This is a genomic window from Pseudomonas sp. CMR5c (assembly GCF_003850545.1).
GTDB lineage: Bacteria > Pseudomonadota > Gammaproteobacteria > Pseudomonadales > Pseudomonadaceae > Aquipseudomonas > Aquipseudomonas piscis.
Map to the genome: position 1 here is coordinate 5235733 of NZ_CP027705.1, position 14045 is coordinate 5249777.

The 14045-nt window shown below is 63.4% G+C and carries 14 protein-coding genes; 6 read left to right on the forward strand and 8 right to left on the reverse strand.

Annotated elements, in window-relative coordinates:
- Nucleotides 1-7 precede the first annotated feature (7 nt).
- The 3 genes from gcvT to C4K40_RS24000 all read left to right on the forward strand — a co-directional run bounded on the left by gcvT (nt 8) and on the right by C4K40_RS24000 (nt 2322).
- Complete coding sequence (gene gcvT, locus C4K40_RS23990) at nt 8-1132, forward strand: glycine cleavage system aminomethyltransferase GcvT (protein ID WP_053131459.1); 1125 nt, start codon at nt 8-10, stop codon at nt 1130-1132.
- A gap of 391 nt (nt 1133-1523) precedes the next feature.
- Nucleotides 1524-1736 (forward strand): cold-shock protein, encoded by a 213-nt coding sequence (locus C4K40_RS23995; protein WP_007977299.1) that lies wholly within the window; start codon nt 1524-1526, stop codon nt 1734-1736.
- Nucleotides 1737-1833: 97 nt separating this feature from the next.
- Complete coding sequence (locus tag C4K40_RS24000) at nt 1834-2322, forward strand: RDD family protein (protein ID WP_022640467.1); 489 nt, start codon at nt 1834-1836, stop codon at nt 2320-2322.
- Between the two features lie 59 nt (nt 2323-2381).
- Here C4K40_RS24000 and nadA read toward each other — a convergent pair whose 3' ends face one another.
- Nucleotides 2382-3440 (reverse strand): quinolinate synthase NadA, encoded by a 1059-nt coding sequence (gene nadA, locus C4K40_RS24005; RefSeq protein ID WP_053131462.1) that lies wholly within the window; start codon nt 3438-3440, stop codon nt 2382-2384.
- Nucleotides 3441-3701: 261 nt separating this feature from the next.
- The gene (locus C4K40_RS24010) at nt 3702-4580 is read right to left on the reverse strand and encodes a phytanoyl-CoA dioxygenase family protein (protein WP_022640468.1); all 879 of its coding nucleotides are present in this window, start codon (nt 4578-4580) and stop codon (nt 3702-3704) included.
- A gap of 80 nt (nt 4581-4660) precedes the next feature.
- Here C4K40_RS24010 and C4K40_RS24015 point away from each other — a divergent pair, with 80 nt between their 5' ends.
- Nucleotides 4661-5686: an AraC family transcriptional regulator gene (locus tag C4K40_RS24015; protein ID WP_053131465.1), complete on the forward strand. Its 1026-nt coding sequence runs from the start codon at nt 4661-4663 to the stop codon at nt 5684-5686.
- Nucleotides 5687-5748: 62 nt separating this feature from the next.
- On the opposite strand, the gene add is transcribed toward C4K40_RS24015, so the two are convergent.
- From add to C4K40_RS24030, 3 genes are read right to left on the reverse strand one after another with little or no spacing between them, the layout of a single operon-like run.
- Nucleotides 5749-6765 (reverse strand): adenosine deaminase, encoded by a 1017-nt coding sequence (gene add, locus C4K40_RS24020; protein WP_022640470.1) that lies wholly within the window; start codon nt 6763-6765, stop codon nt 5749-5751.
- A gap of 4 nt (nt 6766-6769) precedes the next feature.
- Entirely contained in the window at nt 6770-8092 is a 1323-nt protein-coding gene (locus tag C4K40_RS24025) for an MFS transporter (protein ID WP_053131468.1), read from the reverse strand.
- Between the two features lie 33 nt (nt 8093-8125).
- Nucleotides 8126-9211, reverse strand: coding sequence for a hypothetical protein (locus C4K40_RS24030; RefSeq protein WP_053131471.1), 1086 nt, complete (start codon nt 9209-9211; stop codon nt 8126-8128).
- Nucleotides 9212-9403: 192 nt separating this feature from the next.
- On the opposite strand from C4K40_RS24030, the gene C4K40_RS24035 reads away from it, so the two are divergent.
- Complete coding sequence (locus tag C4K40_RS24035) at nt 9404-10366, forward strand: LysR family transcriptional regulator (RefSeq protein ID WP_022640473.1); 963 nt, start codon at nt 9404-9406, stop codon at nt 10364-10366.
- Between the two features lie 2 nt (nt 10367-10368).
- A complete protein-coding gene (locus C4K40_RS24040) occupies nt 10369-11145 on the forward strand; it encodes an aminoglycoside adenylyltransferase domain-containing protein (protein ID WP_053131474.1) in 777 nt (258 codons plus the stop codon).
- A 13-nt stretch (nt 11146-11158) separates the two neighbouring features.
- Here the strand turns inward: C4K40_RS24040 and C4K40_RS24045 are convergent, their stop codons facing one another.
- From C4K40_RS24045 to C4K40_RS24055, 3 genes are all read right to left on the reverse strand, one after another.
- Nucleotides 11159-12544 carry an NAD(P)/FAD-dependent oxidoreductase gene (locus C4K40_RS24045; protein ID WP_053131477.1) on the reverse strand — a complete coding sequence of 462 codons (1386 nt, stop codon included), beginning with the start codon at nt 12542-12544 and terminating at the stop codon, nt 11159-11161.
- A gap of 545 nt (nt 12545-13089) precedes the next feature.
- On the reverse strand, nt 13090-13599 hold the full coding sequence (locus C4K40_RS24050) for a hypothetical protein (protein ID WP_053131480.1): 510 nt from the start codon (nt 13597-13599) through the stop codon (nt 13090-13092).
- Between the two features lie 21 nt (nt 13600-13620).
- Nucleotides 13621-13998 (reverse strand): DUF2750 domain-containing protein, encoded by a 378-nt coding sequence (locus tag C4K40_RS24055; RefSeq protein ID WP_053131483.1) that lies wholly within the window; start codon nt 13996-13998, stop codon nt 13621-13623.
- Nucleotides 13999-14045: the final 47 nt, after the last annotated feature.

A 14045-nucleotide genomic window follows, 5' to 3' on the forward strand; every position in this document is an offset into this window, starting at 1 on the left:
AGTCGCCATGTCCACCGAAACACTGTTGAAAACCCCATTGCACAGCCTGCACCTGGAACTCGGCGCGCGCATGGTGCCGTTCGCCGGCTACGACATGCCGGTGCAGTACCCATTGGGCGTGATGAAGGAACACCAGCACAGCCGCGAGCAGGCCGGGCTGTTCGATGTGTCCCACATGGGCCAGATCCTGCTGCGCGGCGCCAACGCCGCCAAGGCCCTGGAGACCCTGGTGCCGGTGGACATCATCGACCTGCCGGTGGGCATGCAGCGCTACGCCATGTTCACCAATGAACAAGGCGGCATTCTCGACGACCTGATGGTGGCCAACCTGGGCGACGAGCAACTGTTCCTGGTGGTCAACGCCGCCTGCAAGGACCAGGACCTGGCCCACCTGCGCCGGCACATTGGCGAGCAGTGCGAGATCCAGCCGCTGTTCGAGGAGCGTGCCCTGCTGGCCCTGCAAGGCCCGGCGGCAGTCAGCGTGCTGGCGCGCCTGGCGCCGCAAGTGGCGCAGATGACCTTCATGCAGTTCAAGCCGGTGACGCTGCTGGGCGTCGACTGCTTCGTCAGCCGTTCAGGCTACACCGGCGAAGACGGCTTCGAGATCTCGATCCCGACGGCCCAGGCCGAGAAGATCGCCCGCGCCCTGCTGGCGGAACCGGAAGTGGCCCCGATCGGCCTCGGCGCCCGCGATTCGCTGCGCCTGGAAGCCGGTCTGTGCCTCTATGGCCATGACATGAACGAACAGACCACGCCGATCCAGGCCAGCCTGCTCTGGGCCATCTCCAAGGCCCGTCGAGCCGATGGTCCGCGGGCGGGTGGCTTCCCCGGTGCCGAAGTGATCTTCGCCCAGCAGCAAGAGGGCGTGGCGCGCAAGCGTGTCGGCCTGCTGCCCCAGGAACGCACGCCGGTTCGCGAAGGTGCGGAAATCGTCGATGCCGACGACAACATCATCGGCAGCGTCTGCAGCGGCGGTTTCGGCCCGACCCTGGGCGGCCCGCTGGCCATGGGTTACCTGGATATCCGGTACACGGCGCTCGACACGCAGGTTTGCGCAATAGTTCGTGGGAAAAAGGTGCCAATGCTTGTAAGCAAAATGCCATTCGTGCCCCAACGCTACTACCGCGGCTAAACGACTGTTTCTATAAGTAACGCGGTTGCGTTAGAAGTGCACTAATCTGTAACGCAACCGCCATAAAACAGTGCATATTTTCGATACTGAAAGGCACTTATAACGCTCGAAAACAATTGAACAACTCTATCGAATAAGCCGTGCACGCTAGTTCCGCCAAACCTCGGCAAGCTGTGTAAAACCGGGGCTTCGCGGGGCTTGTTTTTTCTCCCGTAGTTGGCGTAGAGTCTCCCCACTGTGTTTGCATGGGTCGCTTGGAATCGTGACCTGGGCAGTAGCTAACAAGTTTGCTACACCCGTTCGACGTCTCTTACTTTCCTGCAACCCAGCCCAGTACTCTTCCCCAAGGAAGAGACTGTCATTAATTTTTTAGCGTCAAAGGAAATAAGAAATGTCCCAACGTCAGAGCGGTACCGTCAAGTGGTTTAACGACGAGAAAGGTTTTGGTTTTATCACTCCAGAGAGCGGTCCGGATCTGTTCGTACACTTCCGCGCCATTCAAGGTAACGGCTTCAAGAGCCTGAAAGAAGGCCAGAAAGTGACCTTCATCGCTGTGCAAGGCCAGAAAGGCATGCAGGCTGACGAAGTACAAGCAGAAGCTTAATCGTCTGCAACGAAAAAGCCCCTGATGCTGACATCAGGGGCTTTTTTGTGCGCGCAAATCCGTAAAATGGCTTCTTTTTTCCAGACGAGAGCCTGTCATGCCCAAACACCTGCTAAGCCCCCAGGGCGAATTCCCCGCCGCCGGCCTGGGCCGTCGCCTGGCAGCGATGTTCTATGACTTCCTGCTATGTGTCGCCCTGCTGATCGTCACGGGCGGCATCTACAAGCTGATCCAGATGCAGATCATTGGCGAAGCCAAGATGCGCGCCCTGACCGAGTCCGGGGCCCTAGATGGCGACCCGTTGTACTCCACGGTCCTGCTGTTCGTGCTGTTCGGTTTCTTCGCCAAGTTCTGGACCCACTCCGGCCAGACCCTGGGCATGCAGGTCTGGGGCATTCGGGTGCAGAACGCCGACGGCAGCCGTATCAGCCTGTGGCAGGCGCTGCTGCGCTTCATGGTATCCATCGCCTCCTGGCTGTGTGCCGGCCTGGGCTTTTTCTGGGTGCTGCTGGACAAGCAGAAACGCAGCTGGCACGACATCTATTCCAACACCCAGTTGGTGCGCATCCCCAAGCGGAAGAAATGATCCGCCCCCAATGAAAAACGCCCCGACAGATCGGGGCGTTTTTTTTGCCGGGACAAGCTTCAGGCGTTGCCGGCCAGCTTCATCCGCGCGGCCTGGGTGAAATCCAGCATGCGCTTGAGCGGGCGGATGGCGTTGGGGATCAGCGCCGGGTCCACATGGATCTCGTTGCTGCCCTGCTGCAGGCAATGCAGGGTACGCTCCAGGGTGTTCATGGCCATCCACGGACAGTGGGCACAACTGCGGCAGGCCGCGCCGTTGCCGGCAGTAGGGGCCTCGATGAACACCTTGTCCGGGCACAGCTGCTGCATCTTGTAGAAGATGCCGCGGTCGGTGGCGACGATGAAGGTCTTGTTCGGCAAGCGCTGCGCCGCAGCGATCAGCTGACTGGTGGAACCCACCGCATCGGCCAGTTCGATCACCGAGCTTGGCGACTCCGGATGCACCAGGATCGCCGCATCCGGATACAGCACCCGCATGTCTTCCAACTGCTTGGACTTGAACTCTTCGTGGACGATGCAGGCACCGTCCCACAACAGCATGTCGGCACCGGTCTGGCGCTGGATGTAGGTGCCCAGGTGCTTGTCGGGCCCCCAGATGATCTTCTCGCCGTTGTCCATCAGGCTCTCGACGATCTCCAGGGCACAGCTGGAAGTCACCACCCAGTCGGCCCGGGCCTTCACCGCCGCGGAGGTGTTGGCATAGACCACCACGGTGCGCTCGGGATGCTGGTCGCAGAATGCCGAGAACTCATCCACCGGGCACCCCAGGTCCAGGGAGCAGGTGGCTTCCAGGGTCGGCATGAGCACGCGTTTTTCGGGGTTGAGGATCTTCGCCGTCTCGCCCATGAAACGCACTCCGGCCACCACCACGGTCTTGGCCGGATGGGCATTGCCGAAGCGGGCCATTTCCAGGGAGTCGGAAACACAGCCACCGGTCTCTTCGGCCAGGGCCTGGATCACCGGATCGCAATAGAAGTGGGCAACCAGCACCGCGTCCTGGGCCTTGAGCTCAGCCGCGATGGCGGTACGGAAATAGGCTTCTTGCTCGGCACTCAACGGCACGGGTTGCTTGGCATCGAGGTGGGCTTGAACCAGAAGGCGTTCGGAAATTTGCGTCATGTTCGCAAGACCTGCAGGCGCTTGGGCGCGAAAGTCGAGTATACCACCGGCTCCGGACCGCTCAGGGCCCCGCCGGGAGAGTGGATGCATCAGGCACGGACAACGTTGGAGCCGCGCAAGGCTACAGAATATCCCGGGTATTCAAAAGCTTATTCTGCCCGGTGCCTGCCCTTCACCACCCGAGCCGACTGACGGCCAAGCCCCCCAGCTGGCCCGGTGCGCGAAAGCTGCGTGCCCTGGCTGGCAAGGCACGCTCGAACCTCAGTCGATGCCTTGCTCGGAAGACTCTTCCAGGACCCGCTTGGGGTGCATGCCGTTGACCATGCCCATGAACGGCGCATGGATCGAATACCCCAGCAGGCGCTGGATATGTTCGCTGCACTGGCGCACGGTATGGCGGGGAATGGACAGGCTGAAGTTCTCCTGCTGGCGCGCCCAGGGTTCGCAGTACTGCGCGGTCAAGGCCAGGCGCGGGGCCGTGCTGCGATTGGCCCCACCGCCATGCCAGAGAGTACCGAGGAACAACACCAGCGATCCCCTGGGCATCACCACTGGCCGCGCCGCTGCACGCTCGGCCGCAGTGGGCAGGCGCGCATCCCACAGGTGGCTGCCGGGAATCACCAGGGTCGCGCCGTTCTGCTCGGTGAAATCGTCGATGGCCATCACCGTCGCCGCGCCATAGGGCGGACGCGGGCGAGCCATGGGATAGAAGGCATCGTCGTAGTGCAGGCTCTGGGCGACCTCCCCCGGGAGGATATTGATGGCCTGCAGCTGGGAAAGCAGGTAATTGGGCGCCAGTATTCGATCCAGCAGGCCCAGCACCAGGGGATGCTCCACCAGCGGGTTGCAGGCCAGGGTCTTGGCGATCACCGCGTACAGGCGCTGGGTCCGCAAGCCTTCGAAGGCATTGCGACCGGTATGAGGCGACAACTGCGCCAGCAGTTGTTCGCGCATGCGGGTAACCTGCTGCTCATCGAACAATCGTTCGAGCACCACGAAACCATCGCGCAGCAGATCCTCCAGGAGCGAGTCCAGGCGCTGCGCCGGCACGGGCTCCTGGGTGCCGGCGGTCGAGGGATAGGTTCTGGCATAGCCGCTGCTCATGAAGTCATGCTGCTCGGGCAAGGTCTTGTCAGTCATCGCTGCACTCCCGGGTGGTAGGTCGCATCAATGTGCAAGACTAGAGGAGCCATCGCCAATGACGCTTTGCCTCAACTGACATGACCGACTGGATCGTTGCCCCGACCATCCCCGCGCGCTTCGCCCGCGAAATGCTGGCCCAGCTACGCCTCGAGCCACCGGCCCTGGCTGCGCTGTTGCAGCGCAGCGGCTTGTCGGCGCAAGTGCTGCGTGACGGGCAACGCATCGCCCCACGGCACTACCGGGCCTTGAGTCGCCTGGCGGTGGGTAGCGGCCATGACGAGGCCTTCGGTTTCTTCGCCCGCCCGGTGCCCCCGGGCAGCTTCGCGCAATTGTTGCGGCTACTGGTGCACCTGCCGACCCTGGCCGATGCCTTCGACGAAGCGGCACGCTTCTATCGGCTGTTCGACGACTCGCTGCCCTGGCACCTGGAAAAGGACCACAAGAGCGCCCGCCTGGTACTGACCCCACGGACCGCGGTCCAGGCCGATTCCACCTTGTGGCCGCACATGCTGTTGCTCGCCCTCTGGCACACCGGCAGCTGGCTGGCGGGCCAGACCCTGCCGCTGCGCCAGGTGATCCTGCCCGAGGCCCTCGCCGGCTTCGCCGCCCAAACCCGCTTCCTGTTCGGGCGCCAACCCCTGTGCGGCACGCAGGCCCTGCTGGAGCTGCCCGCGGCGAGCCTGCGAGCGCCACTCCTGCGGCGCCCCGAGGAGGCCGCGCGTTTTGCCCGTCACTTGCTGCAAACCCTGCTCTCCCCCGGCCCGGCGGCCAGCTTCGAAGCCCATCTGCGCGGCTTGCTCAGTGCCGCCGACCCCTTTGCCGGCCTCTCTGAACCCCAAGCCGCCGAGGCCCTGGGCATGTCGCGGCAAACCCTGGCGCGCAAGCTGGCGGATCTGGGCACCAGCTTCCTTGGCATCCGCGATGACCTGCGGCGCGACCTCGCTTGCAGCCTGCTGGTGCGCGGTTCGATGAGCGTCGCGGACCTGGCGCAGTTGCTCGGCTATTCCGAACCCAGCGCTTTCCAGCGCGCCTTCAAGCAATGGACCGGCCTGCCACCCGGCGCCTACCGCGGCGGCAAGCGCACAGCGGCTGACGGCGACTGATCAACAGGCCCGAGAACGCAGTCCCGGCGCCCCGGATGATCGGCGCCAGGCCACCCTCCCCCCTAACAGGCGTCCACGTAATCGGTGATTTGCCGCAGGTACGCAGCTTTCCTGTCGTCCGGCAACCAGCTGACCTCGAAGGAATTGCGCGCCAGTTGCACCATCTCGGCGGGGGTCATCGAGTAGCTCTGCGCCAGGGCGAACATGTCGTCGGACACATAGCTCTGGAAGTACGCCGGATCATCGGAATTGACCGTGACCTTCACCCCGGCCCGCAGCAATTGCAGGATCTCGTTGCCCTTCATGTCGCCGACGAAACCATTGGACACCGGGCAGCAGGTCAGGCCGATGCCCTTGTCCCGCACATACGCCACCAGTTCCTGGTCCTCGACGATGTTGGTGCCGTGATCCAGGCGATCGACCTGGATATCCAACAAGGCCTGGCGAATGTTGCCGATGGAATTGTGCTGGTCGATGTCGCAATGCATGGTCAGGTGGAAACCCGCCTGCCTGGCCTTTTCGAAGACCTCCTTGAATTTCCCCGGCGGGTTGCCGTTCTCGTCGGAATCCAGGCCGATGCCCAGGATCTGCTCGCGGTACGGCAGGGCCTGTTCCAGGGTATCGGCGGCCGATTGCGCGGACATGTCCCGCAAAAAGCACATGACCAGGGCGCTTTCCACGCCAAGGGCTGGGCTCTCGCGGACGGCCCGGTGATAGCCGTCGATCACGGTCGCGAAAGCGATGCCACGGCTGGTGTGGGCCTGGGGATCGAAGAACAGCTCGACATAGCGGACATTGTGTTCCCGGGCCTTGTGCAGGTAGGCCATGGCCAGTTGGTAGAAGTCCTCCTCCTGCTGCAGGACGTTCATCGCCGGGTAGTACACCTGCAGGAACGACGACAGCGAATCGAACCTGTAGCTGCGCTTGATCTCCTCGATGGTGCCCTGGCCGATATCGATCCGGTTGCGCTGCGCCAGGGCCAGCTTCAACTCGGGCTCCAGCGTCCCTTCCAGGTGCAGGTGCAATTCAGCTTTCGGCAAGCCTTTGACGAAGTCGTGGGTAATGGTGGTCGGTAGCATCGGGTCAGCCTCCTGTTTTTATTGTCACTTCGGATCCAGCACTTGCGGGTTCGCCCTCGCCACCGATCGGCTGGTGGACCAGGGTGTAGTAGGCCAGGGCCGCCACGCAGGCCACGCAGGCCGCCAAGACGAAAGCCAGGGCAATGGAATGAGTACGGTCGATGATCCAGCCGCTCACCACGGGGGCGAAGGAGCCGCCGAAAAAGCCGACGAGGTTCTGGATGCTGCCCAGCGAGGCCACGAGCTGGCGCGGTGCGGCCACGCTCACCAGCCCCCAGGCAGAGCCTCCGGCCAGGTTGACGAAGAACATCGCCAGCGAGAGGTAGGCGATGCAGGCGACGATGCTATCCACGAACACCGAGGGCACGCTGAACAAGGCACCGCCCAGTAGCCCGACGATCAACGGCAGCTTCCTGCTGGCGATCGGCCTGGCCCCGGCAGCGATCAGTCGATCGGCCAGCCACCCGCTGCTGAACATGCCCAGGGTCGCGAACAGATAAGGAATGGTCAGTGCCCAGCCGGTACCCGCCACGCTCAGCTGGCGTTCGCCGGCCAGGTAACCGGGCAGCCACGCCAGGGTCAGCAGCACCATGTACATGACGCCGATGAAACCCAGGGCGATGCCCCAGGTGGTGCGGTGCCGGAACAGCCCCTTCCAGTCGGCGAAGCTGGCCTGGGACGCAGGGGTATCGGCCGTGCTGGCGACCTGGAAACAGTCCAGGTCTGCGCAGGCGCACTGCGTTGGCTGGCGATCGCGGTACAACACCAGCCACACCAGCGCCAGCAAGCCCCCCACCAGGCCCATGATGACGAACATCCCACGCCAGCCGAAAGCCAGCATCAGGCCGGTCAAGAGCGGCGGCGCGATCATCGAGCCCAGGGTGGTGGAAGCCAGGAACGCGCCGGTGGGCAGGCCGCGCTCGCTCACCGGGAACCAGTCGCTGATCACCTTGACCCCGCCGGTGTATTGCGGTGACTCACCAATGCCCAGGCAGACCCGCGCCACCAGCAACTGCAACATCGAGGTGGCCAGGCCACAGACCGCCTGGGCGGCCGACCATGCCGCCAGGGCCCAACCGAGCACCAGCCGCGCGCCCTTGCGATCCACCAGGGCACCGCTGGGCAACTGCGCAAAGGCATAGGCCCAGGAGAAGGCCGAGAAGATCCAGCCCATCTGCGTGGCGGACAGCGACAGGTCGGCGCTCAACAAATGGTTGGCGATCGCCACCGTGCTTCTGTCGAAATAATTGACGATGCCCATCAGCATCAGCAGCACCACCGCCGTCCACTGCGAGCGGCGCAGGTGCCGGGTCTTGGCATGGCTCATCACAATGACTCCCAAGCGTCGCGACAGCCTGGACTAGGCGGCCCGCTCACCGATGTAGGACGGCTTGATCCGTGGCCAGACCTGGACGGTGAGCCGGTCGATTTCCCGGGAGAACTCCTGGTGCAACGTCCGCTTGGCGCCAGCGTCCAGCCAACAGGCATCGACCCCGGCCAGGGCCAGTTGGCGAGCCTGGTGGATGCCCCAGCCGCAGTGGCTGAACAGCTTGGTCCAGGAATGCTCGAGGTCGGTGTGGTGCAGATAGGGATCGTCGGTGCCGATGTTCAGGCGCAGGCCGGCATCGTGCATCAGCTTGATCGCGTCCATGCGGTTGCCCAGGTTGCTTTTCTTGGCGGTGCACACGGTGACGTTGAAGGCGATGCCCTGCTCCCGCGCCGCGATTACCACTTCCGGGTCGGCCAGCAGGTTGTAGCCATGGTCGACACGATCGCAGGCCAGGGCCTCGATGCAGGTCCGCAGGTGAGTGGGCGGTGCCAGCGCCAGGGGCTGGTTGTCCTCGCAGACATGGGCAGTGCGCCGCAGGCCATGGCGCGCAGCCAGCTGGTAGGCCTCGATGAACCGTTGCGGCGGGCCCTTGCCCTCGGCGAAGTCCATGCCGATGCCGGCCACTTCGTCACGTCGATGCCCCAGCACTTGCTCGACCATGGCCCGGGCCACGCCTGCCGGACGTTCGCGGTCGATACAGGGAACCAGCAAGCTGGAAATGGCGAAATCGCGCCGGGCGGCGTGCATGCCATCGACCAGGCCATCCACCACCACGGGATAGCGCACCTGGTTATCGAGGAACACCGTGGGGTTGAACGACAGCTCCAGGTGTCGGCAATTGCCCTTGCGCTGGGCGTCTTCCAACAGTTCGTAGGCCACCCGGGCAAAATCCTCCCGGTCCACCAGGCACTGCCCGGCCAGGCGCAGGAGCTTCAAAAAGCCCGGAAAGTCCCGGTACTGGTAGATCTGCCGAGCGTCCCCGGTGGGCAAAGACAGGCCATGCTTGCGCCCCAGGGCCGCGAGAGTGTCCGGGCGAATGGCGCCCAGCAGGTGGATATGCAAGTCGGTCTTGGGAATACGCCGCAGGAAATCACCCAGCACAGGATCTTGAATCATGGTCGAGCGCCCCTCTGATCATTATTGTTGTTCTGTCATCCAGCAGGCCTTGGCGGGCCAGTGGCCACGGCTTGGTATTTCGAGTATATGCCGGCAAATCAATGGAAAAAGTTGTTAATTCTGCATGTTCATTAGATTTTCATTAATGAACTGGCAGACTCTCCGACAGTCCTTCGCGCCAGGAATACCCCCATGAATTCCAAGGAAACAAGTGGCGTCTCCAAGCGCCTGCTCGCTGCCCTGTCGTTGCGCCACCTGCACTACTTCGCCACCCTCAGCCGGGTCCTGCACTTTCGCCTGGCCGCCGAGGAACTGGCCCTGACCGCCTCCGCCCTGAGCACCTCGATCAAGGAGACCGAACGCCTGATCGGCGCCCAGTTGTTCATTCGCAAAGGCCACCAGGTCACCCTCTCGGAGATCGGCGCGGCGATCCTGCCCATCGCCGAGCACCTGCTGAACACCGCGGGCAATGCCGTGGCCGACATGGTCCACATCAGCCAGGAACGCCAGCAGACGATCCGCATCGGCCTGGTTCCGTCGGTGGCCCACCGGATCCTGCCCAAGCTCCAGGAGCTGCAACGACAACATGCCGACCTGCGTTTCGACTTCATCGACCTGCCCACCCGGGCGCTGATCAATGATGTGCGCAGCGCCAAGGTGGACTTCGGCATCGGTGCCGGCGATGCGACGGCCGCATTGCCCATGCACCGCTTGCTGGTCGACGAACTGGTGGTGGTGGTGCGCCAGGACGATCCGCTATGTGCCGCCCGTAGCGCGAGCTGGGCCCAGCTCGATAACCGGCCGGTGGCGCACTTCCTGCTGGGCAGCGTCGCCGACCTGGCGCTGGGTTCGCCCAAGGCCCAGGAAGTCATCGTCAAGGCGGCGTACCGGGTCTCCTTCACCGAAACCCTGTACAGCCTGATCCGCGCCGGATTCTGTGTCGGCATCGTGCCTCGCCTGACCGCAGAAGGACTGCTGTGCAACGAGCTGACCTGGCTGCCCATCGTCAAGCCGCGGATCCAACGTGACATCGTGCTGTTCGAAACCAGCCACGGGCCACGCACCCCCGCGGTCGCCACCTGCCTGGCCTTTCTCAAGGCCCAGGCTTGCCAGGCCGCCGAGGAACCTGCCGCGGATACCCCAGGAGCGCACTGAACATGCACCACTGCTTGACCAACGATCCGCAGCTACAAGCTGCACTGGCGCTCCTCAAGCAAGTACTCGGCCCCAATCTGCTGGCGCTGTACCTGCACGGCTCGGCCGTCACCGGGGGCCTGCGGCCACAGAGCGACATCGATCTGCTGGCGACGGTCGAACAGGGCCTGGACCAGCAGCAACGCAAGGCCCTGACCGCCGGACTGCTGCGCCTTTCGGCACGGCACCCGGCCATCGCCGGTGGGCCGCGCTGCCTCGAACTGCTGGTCTTTCGCCAGGCCGACCTGGGCGAACCGGATTGTGCGCCACGGGCCGAGCTGGTCTATGGAGAATGGCTGCGAACGGACTTCGAGAACGGCGAGTTGCCCATGCCCCATACCGACCCAGAATACCGCTTGCTGCTGGCCCAGGCCCGGCTCCAGGCCGTTGCGCTGCTGGTGACGAACGCTGCCCGGAGGCTGCCGGACACATCCCCGGAGCAGGTCCGCCAGGCCATGGCCCGGGCACTGCCGGCGTTGCTACAGGGACTGCACGGAGATGAGCGCAACGTCTTGCTGACCCTGGCCAGGATGTGGCGTACCGCCCAGGCCGGGGACTTCCTCGACAAGACCCAGGCCGCGAGCTGGGCCATCGCGCAGCTTCCGGCACAACTGGCCGGCACCCTGGAGTACGCACGTCGTGCCTACCTGGGGCAACTGGTGGACGACTGGTCCGACAAGCAGGCCCAGGCAGGACAGCTGGCCCGGGTCTTGCGCGAACGAATCGGCGAACTGCCCTGAGCCGCCGGCAGGTTCAGACCGGCTCGCCCAGCACCCGACGCGCCTCGCGCCAACCCGATAGCAGCGCGCCATGGACCGTCGCGCTGTAGTCCGGATGGGTAGCCTCCCCGGCGAACAGCAAGGTATTGCCGACCGGGGCCGCAAGATCCCGGCGGTCGGACGGTCGCGCCCCGACCTGGGGAAAGGAATAACTGCCGCGGGCAAAGGGATCCGCATGCCAGCGAGTGATGTGCATATCGCTCGGCAGCGGGATCGAGGAGCCGAACATCTGGCGCAGGTGGGCCATGGCGTCGTCCTGGATCTCCTGGTTCGACATGCCTTCGAGCAACCGGGCCGGGGTGCCGCCATGCAGGGCGCAGAGCACGGGTTTCTTGGCGTAGTGGTTCAAGGGGTACCAGTTGGCCCACAGGCCCTTGTCGGTATTCAACTGGCTGATGATCGCGGCCTGGCCCCAGAACACTTCCGGGAACAGGAACACCGCCTTGTTGTAGACCCCCATGCCCAGGCGCTCGATGGCGCCGCGCTTGGCCACGGGCAGTGCCGGCGAGAACGTGACTCCGCCTTCCTTGAGTACTCCCAGGGGCAAGGTGACGATCGCGATATCCCCCGCCAGTTCGCCATGGCTGGTAACCACGCGCACGCCCGATGCGTCATGCCGGATGCCGGTGACCCGATGGTTGAAGCGAATCTCCAGGCCCTCGGCCAGCCTGTCCACCAGTTGTCCGTAGCCCTTGGGAAAGATCACTTCATGGCCATCGAAGCCACTGCCTTCCTGCAACCCCCAGGCAGCGATGTCCTGCGGGTCGGCGGCGAGCCCGTCCTCCAGTTCGCGACTGAACAGTTCCATGACCGTGGCCTTCTCGGCCTGCGTACCGGCCAACCCGGCGAGTACCTGCAGCATTTCGTCCCGGGCATTGCGCTCCGGCGCGGCGCCTTGCACTTTGCGCCCGAGGAGCTTGTTCGCCTGGTCCTGAAGTTGCGTGAGCCACTCCAGCTCCTTGCTGCCCAGCTTGCGTCCATCGGCGTCGTAGACCAGGTTCGACGCAGGTTTTTCCACGTCATACACCACGGTCTCGATCCCCAACTGCCGGGCCAGGTTGGCGACCGGGTTGCCATCGACGCCATGGATCCAGGAGGCTCCCAGGTCCACCGGAGTATCCCGCCAACTGCGATTGGTCCATATCCGCCCTCCGACCCGGTCACGGCCCTCGATCACCGTCACACGATGACCGGCCGCGTGCAGCATCCTGGCGGCGGCCAGTCCGGAAATACCGGCACCGATCACCAGGACGCTCTTGGCAGCGGGAGCTGGCGCGCCCCTGGCGATGACTGGAGCCACCAATGGCGATGCCGCAAGCAGGCTCAACTTGATCAGGGTTCTACGAGAAAAACCAGGCATGGTCCAAACTCCAGGATTGAACAATCCGAATGGTCCAGCCTTGTACCATGCAGAAACTTGTATTCATTGGGCCTCGAGGTCCCATGCTCCACGCAGCAGACTTATCGAGGCTTCAAACAATAGCCGGCAACTTGCAACTACCCGACCGGAAGCACAGCAGAACCCAGCCCGAACTTCCACATCTGATTAATTCAATATCTACTTGATATCAAAAAGCAGTATGACTGCACGTACCAGACCAGCCATAAGCTCTATTTCATTGGCGTTGGCCTTCAACCAGCAACTTGCATCAGGGCTCATAAGAATCCCATCGAAGTTAAATTTTGGTAAAAAATCGATAAACCCCGGCATATCGCCGCAGCACTTATTCGAACATGTCGGAATTGCAATGAAAACCACGGGCTATTGAGCCCGCTACATTAACAATCAGGAAAATTGATATCTGTAAATATAAGTAAAAACAAACTTGCTCATATTCACAGGATGCGCGAACAGGCCAGCCCATATCCTCGTTCATCGACACGGGTGGACAGCGAGTACCGGGCTCAACGGACCACGGTCGCCCAATCGCTGTACTGTCCTGCGTGGGCCCGATCGGACTCCTGCAACTGTCGCTCCCGGGCGTAGACCGGGTCTGCCGCGATCTGCCGCTCCTGGGCCGGACTCAGGGCGATGCCATGCTCGATCCCCGCCTGCTCGAGGAATGCCTGGGCAGCCAGATAATCATGCAGGTCGATGATCGATGCCCGGGCACACTCCAGGCTCGCCTCCTGCCCCTCCTCGAAGTACAGCAACAGGTCCGAGAAGGCATACAGGTACAGGTTGCCCAGTACCTGGGCGCCACTGGCATCCTGCTCGTCCACCACCACGGCATCTAGCTCCGCTTCCAGGCCTTCGCAGTCCGGCGCCGACCCTCCACCCAGGCAGATCCAGGCCTGGTCGAGAAAGTCCCGGCAGAACCCGGGAACCGTCAGCGGCTGCGGCAACTGGAGGCTTGCCAGTCGATCAAGGGACTTCAAGACGACGTACAGCTGGATGCGCTCTTGTGCTTGCATAAAATCTCTTCGCTCCCGGGCTTACTGATACTGATCCAGCTCGTCGTGGATCAAGCCTGCCAGGTCATCGGGGCTGATGAATACTCCTGGATGCGTCGGCACGGGGAATACCTGGCAGGCGCGGTTGTCCGCCTGCAACCCCGGCAACCATCTGCCACGAAACTCGTCGAGGGCGATAGGCCGCGCGCTAAAACCAGCCCAGGCGCCGGTGGCGCAAGACTCGGCCAGCGCGGCCTCGGCCCAGAAGGGCACGGCCTCGCCAGTATCGCAAGCCGAGGTGGCCCATCCGCTGTCGTAGAGTCCCCATGCCTGCTCGAAATCCACCAGCTTGCGCACGAAATAGTCGAGCCGCTCCTCGGGCCCCAGGGCCAGGAGATTGTGCAATTTGCGCTCATGCATTCCAGGCACCTGCCGCGAGCTGTCGAAGGGTCATCGCCGATATCCGG

Excerpts from the sequence above, each read along its gene's own strand:
- gcvT (WP_053131459.1), top strand. The coding sequence starts at position 8 with ATGTCCACCGAAACACTGTTGAAAACCCCATTGCACAGCCTGCACCTG.
- C4K40_RS23995 (WP_007977299.1), top strand. The coding sequence starts at position 1,524 with ATGTCCCAACGTCAGAGCGGTACCGTCAAGTGGTTTAACGACGAGAAA.
- C4K40_RS24000 (WP_022640467.1), top strand. The coding sequence starts at position 1,834 with ATGCCCAAACACCTGCTAAGCCCCCAGGGCGAATTCCCCGCCGCCGGC.
- nadA (WP_053131462.1), bottom strand. The coding sequence starts at position 3,440 with ATGACGCAAATTTCCGAACGCCTTCTGGTTCAAGCCCACCTCGATGCC.
- C4K40_RS24010 (WP_022640468.1), bottom strand. The coding sequence starts at position 4,580 with ATGACTGACAAGACCTTGCCCGAGCAGCATGACTTCATGAGCAGCGGC.
- C4K40_RS24015 (WP_053131465.1), top strand. The coding sequence starts at position 4,661 with ATGACCGACTGGATCGTTGCCCCGACCATCCCCGCGCGCTTCGCCCGC.
- add (WP_022640470.1), bottom strand. The coding sequence starts at position 6,765 with ATGCTACCGACCACCATTACCCACGACTTCGTCAAAGGCTTGCCGAAA.
- C4K40_RS24025 (WP_053131468.1), bottom strand. The coding sequence starts at position 8,092 with ATGAGCCATGCCAAGACCCGGCACCTGCGCCGCTCGCAGTGGACGGCG.
- C4K40_RS24030 (WP_053131471.1), bottom strand. The coding sequence starts at position 9,211 with ATGATTCAAGATCCTGTGCTGGGTGATTTCCTGCGGCGTATTCCCAAG.
- C4K40_RS24035 (WP_022640473.1), top strand. The coding sequence starts at position 9,404 with ATGAATTCCAAGGAAACAAGTGGCGTCTCCAAGCGCCTGCTCGCTGCC.
- C4K40_RS24040 (WP_053131474.1), top strand. The coding sequence starts at position 10,369 with ATGCACCACTGCTTGACCAACGATCCGCAGCTACAAGCTGCACTGGCG.
- C4K40_RS24045 (WP_053131477.1), bottom strand. The coding sequence starts at position 12,544 with ATGCCTGGTTTTTCTCGTAGAACCCTGATCAAGTTGAGCCTGCTTGCG.
- C4K40_RS24050 (WP_053131480.1), bottom strand. The coding sequence starts at position 13,599 with ATGCAAGCACAAGAGCGCATCCAGCTGTACGTCGTCTTGAAGTCCCTT.
- C4K40_RS24055 (WP_053131483.1), bottom strand. The coding sequence starts at position 13,998 with ATGCATGAGCGCAAATTGCACAATCTCCTGGCCCTGGGGCCCGAGGAG.